This is a genomic window from Mucilaginibacter sp. P4_A11 (assembly GCF_056402535.1).
This window is the reverse complement of sequence record NZ_JBFUHE010000001.1, coordinates 120,214-134,381: the sequence shown is the minus strand read 5'-3', so window position 1 is coordinate 134,381 and position 14,168 is coordinate 120,214. Positions and strand designations below refer to the sequence as shown.

Sequence of the window (14,168 nt, the reverse complement as noted above, 5' to 3'; positions counted from 1 at the left end):
GCAGTCACAAAATTAGCTCACGCAGGAAAACGGTAAAGGGTATATGAACGGGGCAGGGGTGTTTTGTTTTTTTATTGGATTGCCCCGCCCTTGACCGTTTCCCTGCTTTAAGCTCCGGTTGTTTAAGCGGTGCAATGACTGGGTGTGGCTGTAATAAAAGATAACTTATAGTCCCTTCGATTGCTTAAGTAATTCAACTTTTTCTCTTTCGCTGGCAAGGAGGCGCTCGTAAAGTTTTTTGTTCTCTTCAATAACCTCAAGCCACTTTTCGATTGGATTAAAATTACATTGATAATTTAACACCGGCCCAGCATGGATTACCGCATTATCATAATTGTTTTGGATATTGTGGATAGCCGTTTCTTCATCGAAGTTCTTGATTGCCTCAACTGGTACTTTCAGAATAGCAGCGACTTGATTCAGCAGATCATCTTCAATAACCTCTTTCTGTTCAAGTAGCGACACCCTTTTCTGACTCCATTCCTCACCAAGTGCATAGGCTAATGCTTCTTGTTTGAGGCCCAGCATTTCACGGAAACGTTTAATGTTACGGCCTTGGTGTATATTCTTTGGTGTGTCAGTAGTTGCGCTCATGGGTCAGATATGTGATAGTATGATATATAAACAAATGTAACAAAAAAATATGCTTGTGTTGAAAAGCCTGTTTTAGAAATAACAGGAGGATAAATTATGCCCTGATATTTCTTCGATAGAAACAGCCGGGAATGGTTTAGCATTTTCTGTCTTGCCAACTTTGTACTGCCGGTCAATAAAGTCTGGTGTTAATGAAATTGGTTATGTATTGCGGTGTTTATGCTCCCTGGGACCACTACCCCAAATTTCTTCGCCAATCAGAGGTAAGAAATCCAATGATCGCTCTTAAAGGTCTCTTCGATGCGAATGATGTCGAAGACCATTTCACCAGGCTGAAAAAGTGGCGACATTACGTTGTTAATAATGAGCATTATGATGACGAGCGCTTCGGGCCGGGAAACCTGCTCTATGATTACGGACTAAATTTGAGGCTACTGGAATCGCTTTACCTCCTGTTATTGGAAGACGAGGAGCCGTCCTATGGTGATGATAAGATTACGGAAGAACAGCTTGCCAGCGAAAAAGAGGAATGGGCCTGGTATCCCAATGATCTTACTAAGAAGGAATTGCTTAACCCGTACCTGGTCATAAAAGCCGCCTTTAATGAAATACAGCCGGAAGCGTTCAGAGATCATCTTTGGGAATGGATAAATGCGGCTTTATCAAGTAACGCGATAGACGAGTCTGTAACTCCCGGCGAAATCATTACGGTTTATGAGCACATTAAAAAAATGTACTCAGCAGCGTGGCTGATCTTTCAGCGAGAAACGGCGCAGCCATTTTTGAAAGGAAATCCTGTAGAGGAAAACAAGGCGTTACCTGAACAGGACGATAAAAAAGCTTTAACCGTTATGGCAGACCCGATCAGAAAGAATGTTTCGATTAAAGCGACGCCTGCCCAAAAACTTGGGTTAAAAGAGGTCACCAAACTGATCTTAAAAATAGAGCCCACCGTACAGATGGTATGCCACTTCCATACTTCTGAGGAGCCTTTCATTTTTTTCCTGCTGATCATTGTTGCAAACGACCAGGCTTTTACTAATGATGAGATTGCCGCCAAAATTGAACGGAACTGCGCACACCTGGTGCCCATAGTGGCATTTGTTAAAAAACAAAAGTGGTTTGAAAAACCAGAGCGTGGAAGTTCAAGCTTTTACTATTATGCCTTTAGGCTAAAGGACGTCACCTACCAATCTACATCCGTAACGATACCGGAGTATCCCAAATACGGTCCGTATATGACCCAACAAGAGATCGATGAAATATGGGATAGAACGGGTCATCATGGACATGAACTGTACTTTAAAGCACAGCAATTGCAATTGGACAAGAATTACACCGAGTGTCTTTCAACAGTAAAAGAAGCCATAAACTATACACTGAAATCAATGATTGCGATGATGACAGGCTTCATGCCGGCAACAAATGATCATAACCGGTTATTGAAAATGTCGCTGCTTTGTTCCGTAAAGATCTGGGGGATTTTTCATAAAGATTCAGAATCCAGTATTAGCGCTATGGACTTGCTCAATCTAAATGAACCTCTCTTAAATGGCCCTATAGCACAAACAGAGAATGAAGCTGGTATGAATGTATTGATGCTGAATGCTTACCTCCTGAATATGATAGCAAGGGATGAATACCAGGAGCGCATGGCAGATGTGAACCACCATTCAACCTGATAACTAAAAAAAAGTTTTTGAAATGGAAAAAAAGTCAATAAAACTTAGCGACGGGCAACATAAAGAACTGCGGGAAATTGCAAAAGTATTGACCAGCAATTATCAAATTGAAAAGGTCATCTGCTTTGGCGCGTTAAGTTCCATGACTACAGCTAACACCTGTTTTATGCCGCCAGATCATAGCATGAAAAATACCTATTATCTGTTAGTCCTGACCACAGAGACCAAAAGGATTGAATATGTCATGCAGGATTTTATCAGTAGCCATTTTCCCGGCGTATTTATCATTGCGCATGGGCTGTCTACGGTGATGGAGGCGGTGTACAGGTACGACAGGTTCTTTGTGAATGCCTGTCTGAATGGCCTGTTGGTATACACGTCAGATGGATTTACTATGTCGCCCGAATTCAACGCTGAAAATATGGAGGGAAGTTATTTAAAAGACGAAGAAGCTTTTTCCCGAATGTACAGCATGGCTTCCGGCTTTTTAGAAAGCGCACTGGATTGCTTCGAAAAAGGATTTTTCAATAATGTGGCTTTCCTGTTGCACCAAGCGGTAGAACAGGCCTGCCGGGGATTGATCCGGTTGTATACCGGCTACCGGGCCGATATTCACAACATTGACCGTTTGTTATACCTGTGTGAATGTTTTTCCGCCGAACCTGCTATGCTTTTTAAGCGGCACTTTAAAGGAGATAAAAGACTGTTCCGGGTATTGGCCGGAAGTTATACAGAGGCAAGATACAGGGATAATTACCAGGTTATGGATCACGATGCAGATCAGCTTTGCACGCTCGTTAGAGCGTTTCTTGATCTCACTTTGGATTTGTCATCAAAAGAACCGAACCGGGAAACTGCTAAGAGCACAGTGGTAGAACAGGTAGCGGTCGTGGATTATTCCCCTGCCCTGCCTGCCTCCCTGTGAGTATCAAATCTTGTTGGGATATTATATAAAAACGATATAACCGAAAATAATCAGTTAAGACATTGAGGTTGACAGCCAGGGGCCGTGACATTTGTCCGGCTCCCCTGTCCCCTGATCCTCCAATTAATGATTGAGATTAAATATCTGTTCAAAACAGCTAAATAAAACGAAGATGTATTGCGGAGAAACAGCGCCATTTATATCACAGACCAAGTAATTCGATAAGCTGTCCTTTTAACTTAATTTAAGATTTCCGCTGATTTAGCTATTTCAATTATGTTTATGGTTTCCGCCTAATATAAGTTGAACGCCTCTCCCTTTACGATGGCTGCGACCTGGTCATCAGTAAGCGGTGGCCCTAAAATATCCATGCCGGCTTTATAGGCCACTTCTGTTAATTTAGCAGTATCTTGAATTGTAAGATTGTCTTTTGCGATATCACTTATAAACGTCTCAAATTCACCTGGGGCGGTTATAACTGTCATGTGTACCGGTTCATCACCATAAGCCCTCCAGGTATGGGGAACGGTTTTTGGTAACATGATTGTATCACCTGGTTTAGCAACTCCAGATTTCTCCGGGGTCCATATAACTATTGTTCCTTGTTTAAGGATGAGAATTTCATCCTCATTGCGGTGCAAATGAACAGGCGGGCCAAAGTTTCTGGGCGCTTTATAATCTTGTAGCATAACCTTACCTAGTGTTTCCGAACTGGAAACAATGGTTCTTGCCTGTTCTCCCCAGGAAGTCGTGAACATCTCATCTGATGGATTATCGATTTTAACTATTCTTTTATTTTCTGTGGTTTTCATAGTGTTTTTGCTTTAATTTTTATAGGCACTTTAATGTTTGTCATCTAATAAATAAATCCGCTCTCAAATCGAATTACAGCCAAATCCGTATTATTTAGTTTTGCGAAAAGACCTGAATGCCTCTCTCAGGTCATTTGTAAACAATTCCGGTTGTTCCATTGCCGCAAAATGGCCGCCTTTTGGCATTTCCTTAAAGCGAACTACATTGTAGCCACGCCTGGCCACTGACAAGGGCGCGTGGGTAAAGGCAAAGTCGTAAGGGTATTTAGAGATCATTGTGGGAACGCTGACATAGCCCGGCCAGGATGATTTCATTTCGGTCATTGCGCCACGATAATACCAGAAACTGCCATCAATGCCATTCTCATTGATGATATAAAGCATGATGTCAGTCAACAGGCGGTCTTTCGATATTACTGCATCCAGATCACCTTTATTATCTGACCAGGTCCAGAACTTTTCCGCGATCCATGCTGCGGTTCCCAGCGGACTATCATTAAGCGCCACTGCCGGCATCATCGGTTTACGGGCCTGCATCCGCCAATAGTCCATACTGGCCGTTCTGAAATCGTCACCTGCTTTGAAGTACGCCCTTTCCTCTGCTGTTTGTTCTTTTTCAGGTACAGGAACACCGGGGAAGAAGTTAAGATGAATACCTTTTACGTTTTCCGGGTAGTTGTGGGCCATCAGAATGGTCGCGCCTGCTCCCCAGTCACCGCCCTGGGCGTAATAGTTCTTGTACCCGATCACTTCGGTCACCAGTTTATTCCATAAACGGGCGGTCGTAATACCGTTAACCGGTTTACTCGGCATGGAAGAAAATCCGAATCCTGGCAACGCAGGGATGATCAGCGTAAATGAGTCCTCCGATTTACCGCCATATTTGGAAGGATGGGTAAGCGGGCCGATGACGTCAAAGAATTCGAACGTGGAACCCGGCCACCCGTGTGTGATGACCAGAGGCAAAGGGTTCTTGCCTTCACCTTTGATATAATAGAACTGAATATCCATGTCTTCGACATGCGCTTTGTAAAGCGGGTAGCTGTTCAGCAGTTTCTCCTGCTTGCGCCAGTCATATTGCTTGATCCAGTAGTCCCGGAGCCCGGCAAGCCATTTCATATCCATACCGGTTTCCCAGTTGGATTCCGCACCTTCTGAGGCAGGCATTTGTTTAGGTATCCGTGCATTTTTAACCCGTTCCATAACAGAATCCAGCCTTGCCTGGGAAACTTTAATTTGAAAAGGTTTTACTAATTCGGGCCGGGCAAAATCAGCCTTGCTGGCTATATTTTGGGCTGACGAAACAGCCGCTGATGAATTTAGTATCATGGTTAATAAAAGGAACTTTTTCATAATGATCGATTTTTATAGGTAGATGAATAAGCGCCCGGGAGCGAATTGCCTCCGGACCGCCGCGTTGATCAGGCTGTGTATTTTGCCAGCCATTTAGCCTTAGTAGCGGCTCTTGCGTCGATGAACTCCTGGTCGGTTCCCTCGGCAATAGCGTCAAGCGGGAAACGTAAGGGGCGGGTTCCGTCCTGCATGCTCACCAGATTCAGAATACCGTCTGCAATAGTTTGCGGGTCCATGTTGTACTGCGCCATTTTACCGAAAAGCGCGGTACCAATGGCATTGAATTGTTCAGCCGCCGCGTCGCCGTAGGCAGCGGTGATCTCCGGCTTATCCGAATGCACGCCGGCCTTTGATCCGTTGGTCATTTCGGTAGGATAAACACCCGGCTGAATAGTTACGTTCTCTATGTTATATTCAGCCAATTCATCCTGCAAGCCTTCCGATATGGTTTCAACACCGAATTTAGAGGCCAGATAAGGAACCATGAATGGCAGGGTATGGCCGCTTGCACCGGAAGTAATGTTGATGATCAGGCCTTTCTGGGCCCGGCGCATGGCGGGCAGCACTTCCTGGTAAGTCCTGATGACGCCATAGAAATTAACCTCGAACATTTGTTTGATCTGATCGATGCTGTAAGCCTCCAAAAGGCCGAATCCTGTTACTGCGGCGTTGTTTATCAATACATCTACACGTCCGTATCTAGCCAGCACCCCGGCAAAGGCGTTTTTAACCGAATCGTTATTGGTTACATCTATCTCAACCACATCCACCTTTGGTAATGCGGATAGTTCTTTTGCAGCAGCTGCATTTTTTCCGGCGACGTCGCGCATGCCAGCTATAACGGTATAACCGGCTTTTGATAAAGTAATGGTGGTTAATTTGCCAAAACCTGTACTTGTTCCTGTGATGAAAATTATCTTTTCCATGATTTTATTTTATTTGTTTTTGATTACTCAAAATTGCGTACAAGCGGTTAGCCCCACATTGATGTATGATAAAAAGGAGCATTGATAAATGTCAATCGAAAGCGCCGGGAAAGGTGTGAAAAAGACGAGCAGACCGGTTGAAATTCATCGGTCAGTCAAATCGCTATACTTAAATATGGACGTTACAACAAATAAAAATTGAACACCACAACAAAGTCCAATAGATAAATTAGCCGGAGATTTGCTTAATTAATTACAACAGCAATGGAACAATCGAAAAAAGAAACAGTATTGGTTACCGGAGGATCCGGCTTCGTGGGCAGTTACTGCATTATACAGTTACTAAAGGAAGGATATATGGTCAGAACGACGATCCGGTCATTAGATAAAATAGATTCATTAAAAGAAACACTTTTGGCCGGCAGGGCTGAAAATATGCAGAATCTGACCTCTATAGCAGCTAACCTCACGAGCGACGAAAATTGGGATCAGGCTGTCAAAGGATGTGATTACGTTCTTCATGTGGCTTCCCCTTTTCCGGCAGGAGAGCCTAAAGACGAGAATGAGATCATTATACCGGCAAGGGACGGCGCTTTAAGGGTTTTGCGCGCAGCGCAAGCCGCAAAGGTGAAGCGTGTGGTTTTAACATCGTCGTTTGCAGCTATAGGCTATACCATTGATCCTAAGAACCATGTTTTTACAGAGGCCGACTGGACAGACCCCAATGTAAAATTACCGGCCTACATCAAATCCAAGACGATCGCAGAACGTGCTGCATGGGATTTTATGGAAAACAACGCCGGTGCTATGGAATTGGTTGTCATTAATCCTGTTGGAATATTCGGACCGGTTTTAGGAAAAACTTTTAGCAGTTCGATCGGTATGATCGTACAGTTACTTTCAGGAAAGATGCCCGGAACGCCGAAACTATCTTTCGGCATTGTGGATGTTCGTGATGTAGCCGATATCCATATCAAAGCAATGAAAAATCCGGCAGCCAGCGGCCAGCGGTTCCTGGCAACTTCAGACGGAATGATCTCATTTCCGGGAATTGCCAAAGTTTTAAAAGCTGATAGTAATTTACTTGTTGACAAAGTGCCGTCTAAAGTTCTGCCGAACTGGCTGGTAAAGGTCAGTTCATGGTTTAAGCCGGAATTGAAACCTATTGTCCCGCAGTTGGGTGTGGTGAAAACGCTGTCAAACGCAAAAGCTAAATCTGTTCTGAACTGGAGCCCGCGACCCAAAGAAACGACCATTAAAGAGACGGCAGAAAGCCTGGTCAAATTTAAGATCATATAAGTTCCCTTTATTATAGGCTTTTAACATTTGATTTGCGAAATTTGATCATATGGTACCAGCGCATGAAAACCCTCAAATACTGATCTCCTGTTACTACAAGAAATCTGTAAATGGCGAGGATATCGTTAACCGGCATGCTTTTGCTTATCAGATCACCGGAAGCCTGACTGTTCAGGACGGACGCGAGAAGGTGATCTTTGAACCGGGTGACTTTCGCTTCAACGTCCGGAACAGGTTGGCCAAGTTCGTTAAACAACCTGGTGAAAGTGACCCTTTTAAATCACTTTCACTGCAATTTGACGAAGGAACGCTGCGGGAGTTTGCCGACGAGCACCATCTGACGGCTGAAGCGACATCTTATGTTCCACCCTCGTTCCAACTCAAAAAGCACCCGCTTCTTCAGAATTTTGTGGATTCACTGCAGCAGTCGCTTCCCTACTTCAGTGACGGAAACAACGACCTGATGAAAATAAAATTGAAAGAAGCTTTGATCGTTCTGCTTAAAGTGCAGCCTGAATTAAAAGATATACTTTTCAACTTTCAAACTCCGGGCAAGATCAACCTCAAGGCTTTTATGGAGCGGAATTTCCGCTTTAATTTAAGCCTGGCGCGGTTTGCCTATCTTACCGGCCGGAGCATATCGACCTTCAAACGAGATTTTTTAGGCGAGTTTTCAATGACACCGGCAAAATGGTTGCAGCAGAAAAGGTTAGATGAAGCTTATTATTTACTGAAAGAGGAAAAGTTTAAAACCACCGATGTCTATGGGGAAGTGGGGTTTGAAGACCTGTCCCATTTTTCATTTGTGTTCAAGAAACATTTTGGAATCAATCCCTCCAGTATTTCCTGATCGCCTGTACGGCAAAAAGCCTCCGATCAGGAAGCTGTTTTTGATCCTTGAAAGAAAATTATTATTTTGATAGCGGGATAGCAATACGCAATGTTGGCCTGTTTCCTTCAAAACGGTTTCTGGCACCGGTTTCAAAGAACATTTTCGCTTCGATCATTACACCGTTCGGGGCAAAGTAAGCCAGTCCGGGGCCAAGGCCCAGGACGCGTTCTTTAGTACTTCCAATACCAAATTGGTCTGCATAATAATGATGGTTCCCGGCATAACTATCCTGGCTGAGCTGGTTTAAAAAGTACGCAGCGGCTTCAACTTTAAAGCCTTTAGCTAAAGTATAGTCAACAGAATAGTTTCCATTATAGTAGATCCCCGGTTTATTTTGCTGACCGATAATATGCGCATTATAATTGAACTGGTTTCGTGAACTCAGGCTAAGCTTATCGCTCAGGAATAATGTAAAAGCATGATAAGCACCAAAGGCGTAAAGATGTGAAGACGCATTTATATTATACCTGCTGTCATATGATCCGGTCGGAAGCGTTACATCAAACTCGACACGATGGAAAAAGGGTTTTCCAAACAATTTTTTATCCGACCATTGAATTGCTGTTCCCTGTACGATGTCCCCAAGGGCACCCGGGTTTACAGTTGGTGCCGGCCCGTTCAGGTTGGATGAGTTGATCTGTACTACAGGTACAATTACCGTGAATCCCAGGTTCCCGCCCAGTAATTTCACAGGTGCCAGATAAATAAGCTGGTTTAGAGAAACCACCGAATTGATCTTTAGAGCTGATGAAGTCCTGTGACCTGATCCATCTGCAAAATGTTTGGTGTCAAAAGCCTGTACGTAGCCCTGATAAACCCAGCCCGGTTTACCGGCAAAGCCGTCATACACATTGGACAACCCAAGATTGGTTGGTGGTAAGACCGGGTCCTGGGCAAATGCGTAACCTATATTGACAAATAAGCCGATAAGAATGGCCGCAAAAATTACCCGGTAGGAAAAGCCATCTGATCGGGAAGCTAAAATACTAAACTGCTCGATGGTCGATCCCTGATTATTAAGGGCTGTATAATGCTCAAAGATTTCCTTGAGATCTTCGGCACTTTTATGATTTAGAAATGGAGTTTTCATACAGCAAACCTACTGCTGCAGGGAAAGCTCCCGAATGATGTAAGGCAAGAAATTAGATTGACAAATATCAATTGGCGCTATTACCGCCAGTGATCAGGTAATTTAACTTTCGTTTGCTGGGTTCAGATCCTGGTACAAACCAATTACAGTTTCATTGCTCAACAGCAAATGACAATAAATAAATGCATTACATACCGTTTCGATGTTACCCAAAAGTTCAGCTCCCGCATTTTGCATCAATGATAACATTTCGTCCAAATTGTCAACTTTAAAGCCTACAACCACGTTTGTGTTTTTAAACAGGTATTCCGGATAGCAGGCTCCGGGTCCGTAAAACTCCATTATTGTTCCGTCCTCCATGCTATAAACTGTTAATCCCGGCTGAACCGGAATTTTCTTCAGTTTAAGCCCTTCGGACAACAATATTTTAAACAGGTCACCATCAGCGGTACCCGTTTTAACCGAGATCCGGGTTATCGTTTTTGTCTTTTTCATATGCAATTTCTTTTAAACCGGGATTGGCCGGCCGCAGCGATAAGATTGCAATTGGCCTTTTCCGGCAAACAAAATTGAAAGATCGAAACCAGTAAAAAATTGATATAAAATAAAATAGCACTTGATAAATGTCAAGTGCTATCAATATTGCGGAAGTTAAATCAGCGTTTAACGATCTGTTTTCTGACCCGGCTTAACGTCTCTGCGGTAATGCCCAAATAAGAGGCGATCATGCTCTGCGGAACGCGCATGGTGAGATGGGGGAATTTTTCCAGAAAATTTAAATATTTATCTTCAGCGGTCAGACTGATAAAAGTATGGATCCTGTTTTGAGCAACGAGGAAGCTTTTTTGTAATATGGCGTTGATCATATTGTTGAAAGCGGGCACCTCGGCACATAGCCTGTCAAATTTTTCTTTGCTGATCAGGGCTACTTCCGAATCTTCGATCGCATCGATATTATAGATCGACGGCTGGCCGTTTTGAATGCTTTCGCGGTCGCCGATCCACCAATTCTCTATAGCAAAATTTAAAATGTGTTCAACCCCTTTTTCATCAACCGTATAGGTGCGTAAGCAGCCTTTGGTGACAAATGAGTGGTTTTTGACAACATCTCCTTCCTGGGTGAGATATTGTCTTTTCCTGACTTTTTTTATAACTGCCGCCGCCGCAACTGTTTCCAGTTCCTCGGCAGTATAGTTGCCTTTTCCTTGTAAATAAGTTTTAAATACCTCGATCACTATCTGTTTTTTTCGGTGAGTAAACGATTAAAGATAATGAAGAAATTTTTTTATAAAAGGATTGTGGTGCAGGAATAGCATTGGCCTGCATAAGTCATTTGTAAACAATTGATATAAATCAATCTTATTTCTTACGATAGGTCAATGGAGGCGGCCGATGAACAAGCCATTTTTGTAGTGTTAAAACAACATAAAAAATTTAAATAAAATAAAGACATGAAAACTGCAAAAGAATTATTACTGGACTATCTGGAAAATGTAGGTAACCCTGATTTTCAGATCGAATTATTTGCCGACGATGCGGTATTTGAACTGCCATACCTTGCCAGCCTTGGCATACCGGCCCGTTGGGAAGGCCGTGAAGTGCTATATAACTTCTTAGGCAACCTGCCAAAGACTTTCCCTGGATTCAAATTCAAGAACATTCAGATCCATATTGATACACCCGATCAGGCTTTTGGCGAATACGAGGCAACTGCTGTTATTGCATCAAATGGCAAAGATTACGCTCAACACTATATGGGCCGTGTAGTAGCCGAAAACGGTAAGATCAAATTGATCCGGGAAGCTTTGAATATGGTACCGGTCGTTAGGGATATTAAAGGCATCGCTATTGACTAAACAATAATAAAGCCTCCTGCATCAGTTGTGAAATAAACCATTTGTGCAGGAGGTCTTTGGTATCAACCGTTTTAAAATTATTTTAATCTTTATCCTCATGAAAAAACGTCGTGTACTTAATTTATGCTTCCTGAATATCTTGTTTTTTTTTGTTTCCCTGAACAGTTTTGCTCAGCGTAATATAAAAGAAGGCACTTCAATGACCTTACTCGAAGTGCAGAAAAAATATGACCTCGATCCTTCCCGTCCTTTGTTAAAACGTATTGCCAGGACACCAGATAAGGTTATTAAAATGTTCCGTGACGCAGGCATGTCTCCCACCGAACACCAACTGACGAGAGAAGAAGTAGCCATTGTTGATTCGGCAATTGCAGCGCTTCCGCCTTTGCATCAGCGGGTTTTGAAACAACATTTAAAAAGTATCAGCTTTTTAGATAATATGCCTAATACGGCGCTGACCTCAACGATTACCGAAGATGAAGGGGTCAACCTTTACCATATCACTTTCCGGGCTGGTATACTCCATCAAAACATAACCGAACGGGTAAATGAAAAAGAGGCCACCTGTTTCTCTGGAGGCGACTCTACAATTTCAGTTTCGATCCAGGCCGGCCTGTTAAAAGCATTGACCTATGTTTTGCTTCACGAGGGAACACACGTAGTAGATGGCTCAATGCATCTAATTTCAGAAGGGGGTAAACCACATATGAATGATTTTACCAGGAAGTTTTCAAAAGGAATATGGAGCAACATTAATACACTTCAATGGCCTGTCAAAGATTCGATAGTTTTTAAAAGCCGGTTTCGGCCGGGCGGACGCCGCTATACCTACACAGAGGCTTCCCAGGTTTATGCTGAACTTGTCAAAACACCCTTTGTGTCATTGTATAGTACAGCAAGCTGGCACGAAGACCTTGCGGAACTCTTAACAGTATACCATCTGACTCAAGTTTACAAACAGCCATTCCGCATCACCATACAACAATCGGGAAAAGTGGTGCAGGAATTTGAGCCGATGAGGTCACCTTTCGTGAAGAAACGACTAAAACTGTTGCGCCGGTTTTATGAAAAGGCTTAGCTTTTAAAATTGTAAAAATATTATTGATAATTTAGAATTCAATGTTTAATGAAAGCTAACAAGATAATCCTTGGCACCCTATCTTCTCGCTAAAAAATGTCGGTGCTTGTCCCTAATGCGCCAATATGTGGATCAGTGTCATCCGGAATAGATAAATTTATCTGTTCCCACTTTCGCATCCTGAAATTACATCTAATCTGAATATCAAAACGTTATGATTAGCGGGTAATCGATTAATAACCAAGATAAGATCGAGCCCATCGAACCCTTGGCAGTTACAAATAACTAATTTAAAGATGTGTTATAAATAGGGCTCAAAAACATTCAAAAACTCAGACAAGTGTTAAAATAATTTCCCTTTCGAATATAGTCCTGGCGGCATTTTTCGCCTCCGGTAATTCAATGCTAAAGGCTTTATAGTCCGATTATTTTATTGTTAGTCAACGAAATTTAATCCCGTATAAAACACACTTTGATGGTATCTTAAAAAATAATCCTTAAATTTGGATATAACATTTACAGCCAGGGCTTATGAAACACTGGTGAGTTTTTGAAGAAGATATACGCAAAAACAGCGTTTAAAGCATATAGGCCGATGGAGTTCGATTCTCGTCGGGACCACATTTTAAGTCAAAAGCCTTTAGACGGAAGTCTGAAGGCTTTTTGACTTATTGGACATTTGAAGAAGTTCGGTGATAAACACTGACCATAAGTTAAATGGCTCATTCTCCACTTGTGTCACAGCTCAAATCATCGATTGCAAACATGATGCTAAAAGACAATAAAAGCTTAAGCCGCCTTTGTTGTTTCTCCTATTATTAAACCAGTTTTGTTTCGCTTCAAACATGCCCAAAGGATGGCGTTTTGGTATTTTTAATAAAGTACAGGAAAGGTTAACTTTATAATCTAAACTTTATCAAATATGAATACTCAGCAGAGTAAAGGCAGCAGATATAAACTTGAACTTAAGGATATTGCGGACCTTACAGCAGCGGTCATAGCATTGGCTATCATTTTCTCATTAACTCGCAATTACATTTATTACGTGCTTTTTTTACATGTTCCAATTTTTCAATACTGTGAAGTCGGCGAAATAATAATGCTTGAACCTACGGTTATATGGTGGATATTAAATTATGGCACTATGCGGGTGGCTTCCGAAATACAAGAATCCCAAGCACTTAAACAATGGGAGCGACTAACTTTTCCTTGGCTATTTTATTTATTTTACGTGATTTTAATTTACTGGGGATATAAAAATATACCTTCCCTTTCAATCATAATGAGTTATAAATTTTTTCTAAAACACTGGTGGTTAATTATAGGGTTGATTGTGTATGTCTTGGTGGTATTACGAGCAAAAAAAGAGGGAAACGATTATTTTAAAATGAACCCTTTATTAGCCATATTGGCGATATCTATTTGGTTTGGCGTTTTCGACAGCTGGGCCAGTTACGAATTGCTGCAAAAAGCTGACGGGCATCTGCACCAGGTAATACTCACCAAAGAAAATAGGAAAATTACGCTTGATAATAGATTAATTTACGCTGGTAGGACAGCTAACTATTTGTTTGTCTACGATGCAAAAACAAAGTTTACTCGAGTGTTTAAAACCGACGATTTTCGAACTATTGATTACGATTCTGAAAAATAAATTAATA

Annotated in this window: 14 protein-coding genes; 7 read left to right on the top strand and 7 right to left on the bottom strand. The window is 42.3% G+C overall.

The features are described 5' to 3' along the window. Positions 1-165: 165 nt before the first annotated feature. On the bottom strand, positions 166-594 hold the full coding sequence (locus AC1DUD_RS00590; protein WP_477370105.1) for a helix-turn-helix transcriptional regulator: 429 nt from the start codon (positions 592-594) through the stop codon (positions 166-168). Positions 595-869: 275 nt separating this feature from the next. Between AC1DUD_RS00590 and AC1DUD_RS00585 the strand changes: the two genes are divergently transcribed. Continuing rightward, a complete protein-coding gene (locus tag AC1DUD_RS00585) occupies positions 870-2,276 on the top strand; it encodes a hypothetical protein (protein ID WP_477370102.1) in 1,407 nt (468 codons plus the stop codon). A gap of 22 nt (positions 2,277-2,298) precedes the next feature. Continuing rightward, entirely contained in the window at positions 2,299-3,201 is a 903-nt protein-coding gene (locus AC1DUD_RS00580) for a HEPN domain-containing protein (RefSeq protein ID WP_477370099.1), read from the top strand. A 293-nt stretch (positions 3,202-3,494) separates the two neighbouring features. Here the strand turns inward: AC1DUD_RS00580 and AC1DUD_RS00575 are convergent, their stop codons facing one another. The 3 genes from AC1DUD_RS00575 to AC1DUD_RS00565 all read right to left on the bottom strand — a co-directional run bounded on the left by AC1DUD_RS00575 (position 3,495) and on the right by AC1DUD_RS00565 (position 6,292). After that, entirely contained in the window at positions 3,495-4,013 is a 519-nt protein-coding gene (locus tag AC1DUD_RS00575) for a cupin domain-containing protein (protein WP_477370097.1), read from the bottom strand. 90 nt (positions 4,014-4,103) lie between these two features. Continuing rightward, on the bottom strand, positions 4,104-5,366 hold the full coding sequence (locus AC1DUD_RS00570; RefSeq protein ID WP_477370094.1) for an epoxide hydrolase family protein: 1,263 nt from the start codon (positions 5,364-5,366) through the stop codon (positions 4,104-4,106). 68 nt (positions 5,367-5,434) lie between these two features. After that, the gene (locus AC1DUD_RS00565; protein WP_477370091.1) at positions 5,435-6,292 is read right to left on the bottom strand and encodes an SDR family NAD(P)-dependent oxidoreductase; all 858 of its coding nucleotides are present in this window, start codon (positions 6,290-6,292) and stop codon (positions 5,435-5,437) included. Between the two features lie 264 nt (positions 6,293-6,556). On the opposite strand from AC1DUD_RS00565, the gene AC1DUD_RS00560 reads away from it, so the two are divergent. Then, positions 6,557-7,591 (top strand): SDR family oxidoreductase, encoded by a 1,035-nt coding sequence (locus AC1DUD_RS00560; RefSeq protein ID WP_477370088.1) that lies wholly within the window; start codon positions 6,557-6,559, stop codon positions 7,589-7,591. A gap of 49 nt (positions 7,592-7,640) precedes the next feature. Beyond that, positions 7,641-8,441 (top strand): helix-turn-helix domain-containing protein, encoded by an 801-nt coding sequence (locus AC1DUD_RS00555; protein WP_477370085.1) that lies wholly within the window; start codon positions 7,641-7,643, stop codon positions 8,439-8,441. Positions 8,442-8,502: 61 nt separating this feature from the next. Here the strand turns inward: AC1DUD_RS00555 and AC1DUD_RS00550 are convergent, their stop codons facing one another. From AC1DUD_RS00550 to AC1DUD_RS00540, 3 genes are all read right to left on the bottom strand, one after another. Then, a complete protein-coding gene (locus tag AC1DUD_RS00550; protein WP_477370082.1) occupies positions 8,503-9,573 on the bottom strand; it encodes a SphA family protein in 1,071 nt (356 codons plus the stop codon). Positions 9,574-9,675: 102 nt separating this feature from the next. Then, positions 9,676-10,068, bottom strand: coding sequence for a hypothetical protein (locus AC1DUD_RS00545; protein WP_477370079.1), 393 nt, complete (start codon positions 10,066-10,068; stop codon positions 9,676-9,678). A gap of 161 nt (positions 10,069-10,229) precedes the next feature. After that, complete coding sequence (locus tag AC1DUD_RS00540) at positions 10,230-10,808, bottom strand: Crp/Fnr family transcriptional regulator (protein ID WP_477370076.1); 579 nt, start codon at positions 10,806-10,808, stop codon at positions 10,230-10,232. A 216-nt stretch (positions 10,809-11,024) separates the two neighbouring features. Between AC1DUD_RS00540 and AC1DUD_RS00535 the strand changes: the two genes are divergently transcribed. From AC1DUD_RS00535 to AC1DUD_RS00525, 3 genes are all read left to right on the top strand, one after another. Next, entirely contained in the window at positions 11,025-11,429 is a 405-nt protein-coding gene (locus tag AC1DUD_RS00535) for a nuclear transport factor 2 family protein (RefSeq protein ID WP_477370073.1), read from the top strand. Positions 11,430-11,526: 97 nt separating this feature from the next. Next, complete coding sequence (locus AC1DUD_RS00530; protein ID WP_477370070.1) at positions 11,527-12,507, top strand: hypothetical protein; 981 nt, start codon at positions 11,527-11,529, stop codon at positions 12,505-12,507. Positions 12,508-13,429: 922 nt separating this feature from the next. Beyond that, complete coding sequence (locus AC1DUD_RS00525; RefSeq protein WP_477370067.1) at positions 13,430-14,161, top strand: hypothetical protein; 732 nt, start codon at positions 13,430-13,432, stop codon at positions 14,159-14,161. Positions 14,162-14,168: the final 7 nt, after the last annotated feature.

Excerpts from the sequence above, each read along its gene's own strand:
- AC1DUD_RS00530 (WP_477370070.1), top strand. The coding sequence starts at position 11,527 with ATGAAAAAACGTCGTGTACTTAATTTATGCTTCCTGAATATCTTGTTT.
- AC1DUD_RS00545 (WP_477370079.1), bottom strand. The coding sequence starts at position 10,068 with ATGAAAAAGACAAAAACGATAACCCGGATCTCGGTTAAAACGGGTACC.
- AC1DUD_RS00555 (WP_477370085.1), top strand. The coding sequence starts at position 7,641 with ATGGTACCAGCGCATGAAAACCCTCAAATACTGATCTCCTGTTACTAC.
- AC1DUD_RS00565 (WP_477370091.1), bottom strand. The coding sequence starts at position 6,292 with ATGGAAAAGATAATTTTCATCACAGGAACAAGTACAGGTTTTGGCAAA.
- AC1DUD_RS00580 (WP_477370099.1), top strand. The coding sequence starts at position 2,299 with ATGGAAAAAAAGTCAATAAAACTTAGCGACGGGCAACATAAAGAACTG.
- AC1DUD_RS00570 (WP_477370094.1), bottom strand. The coding sequence starts at position 5,366 with ATGAAAAAGTTCCTTTTATTAACCATGATACTAAATTCATCAGCGGCT.
- AC1DUD_RS00560 (WP_477370088.1), top strand. The coding sequence starts at position 6,557 with ATGGAACAATCGAAAAAAGAAACAGTATTGGTTACCGGAGGATCCGGC.
- AC1DUD_RS00535 (WP_477370073.1), top strand. The coding sequence starts at position 11,025 with ATGAAAACTGCAAAAGAATTATTACTGGACTATCTGGAAAATGTAGGT.
- AC1DUD_RS00550 (WP_477370082.1), bottom strand. The coding sequence starts at position 9,573 with ATGAAAACTCCATTTCTAAATCATAAAAGTGCCGAAGATCTCAAGGAA.
- AC1DUD_RS00585 (WP_477370102.1), top strand. The coding sequence starts at position 870 with ATGATCGCTCTTAAAGGTCTCTTCGATGCGAATGATGTCGAAGACCAT.
- AC1DUD_RS00575 (WP_477370097.1), bottom strand. The coding sequence starts at position 4,013 with ATGAAAACCACAGAAAATAAAAGAATAGTTAAAATCGATAATCCATCA.
- AC1DUD_RS00590 (WP_477370105.1), bottom strand. The coding sequence starts at position 594 with ATGAGCGCAACTACTGACACACCAAAGAATATACACCAAGGCCGTAAC.
- AC1DUD_RS00525 (WP_477370067.1), top strand. The coding sequence starts at position 13,430 with ATGAATACTCAGCAGAGTAAAGGCAGCAGATATAAACTTGAACTTAAG.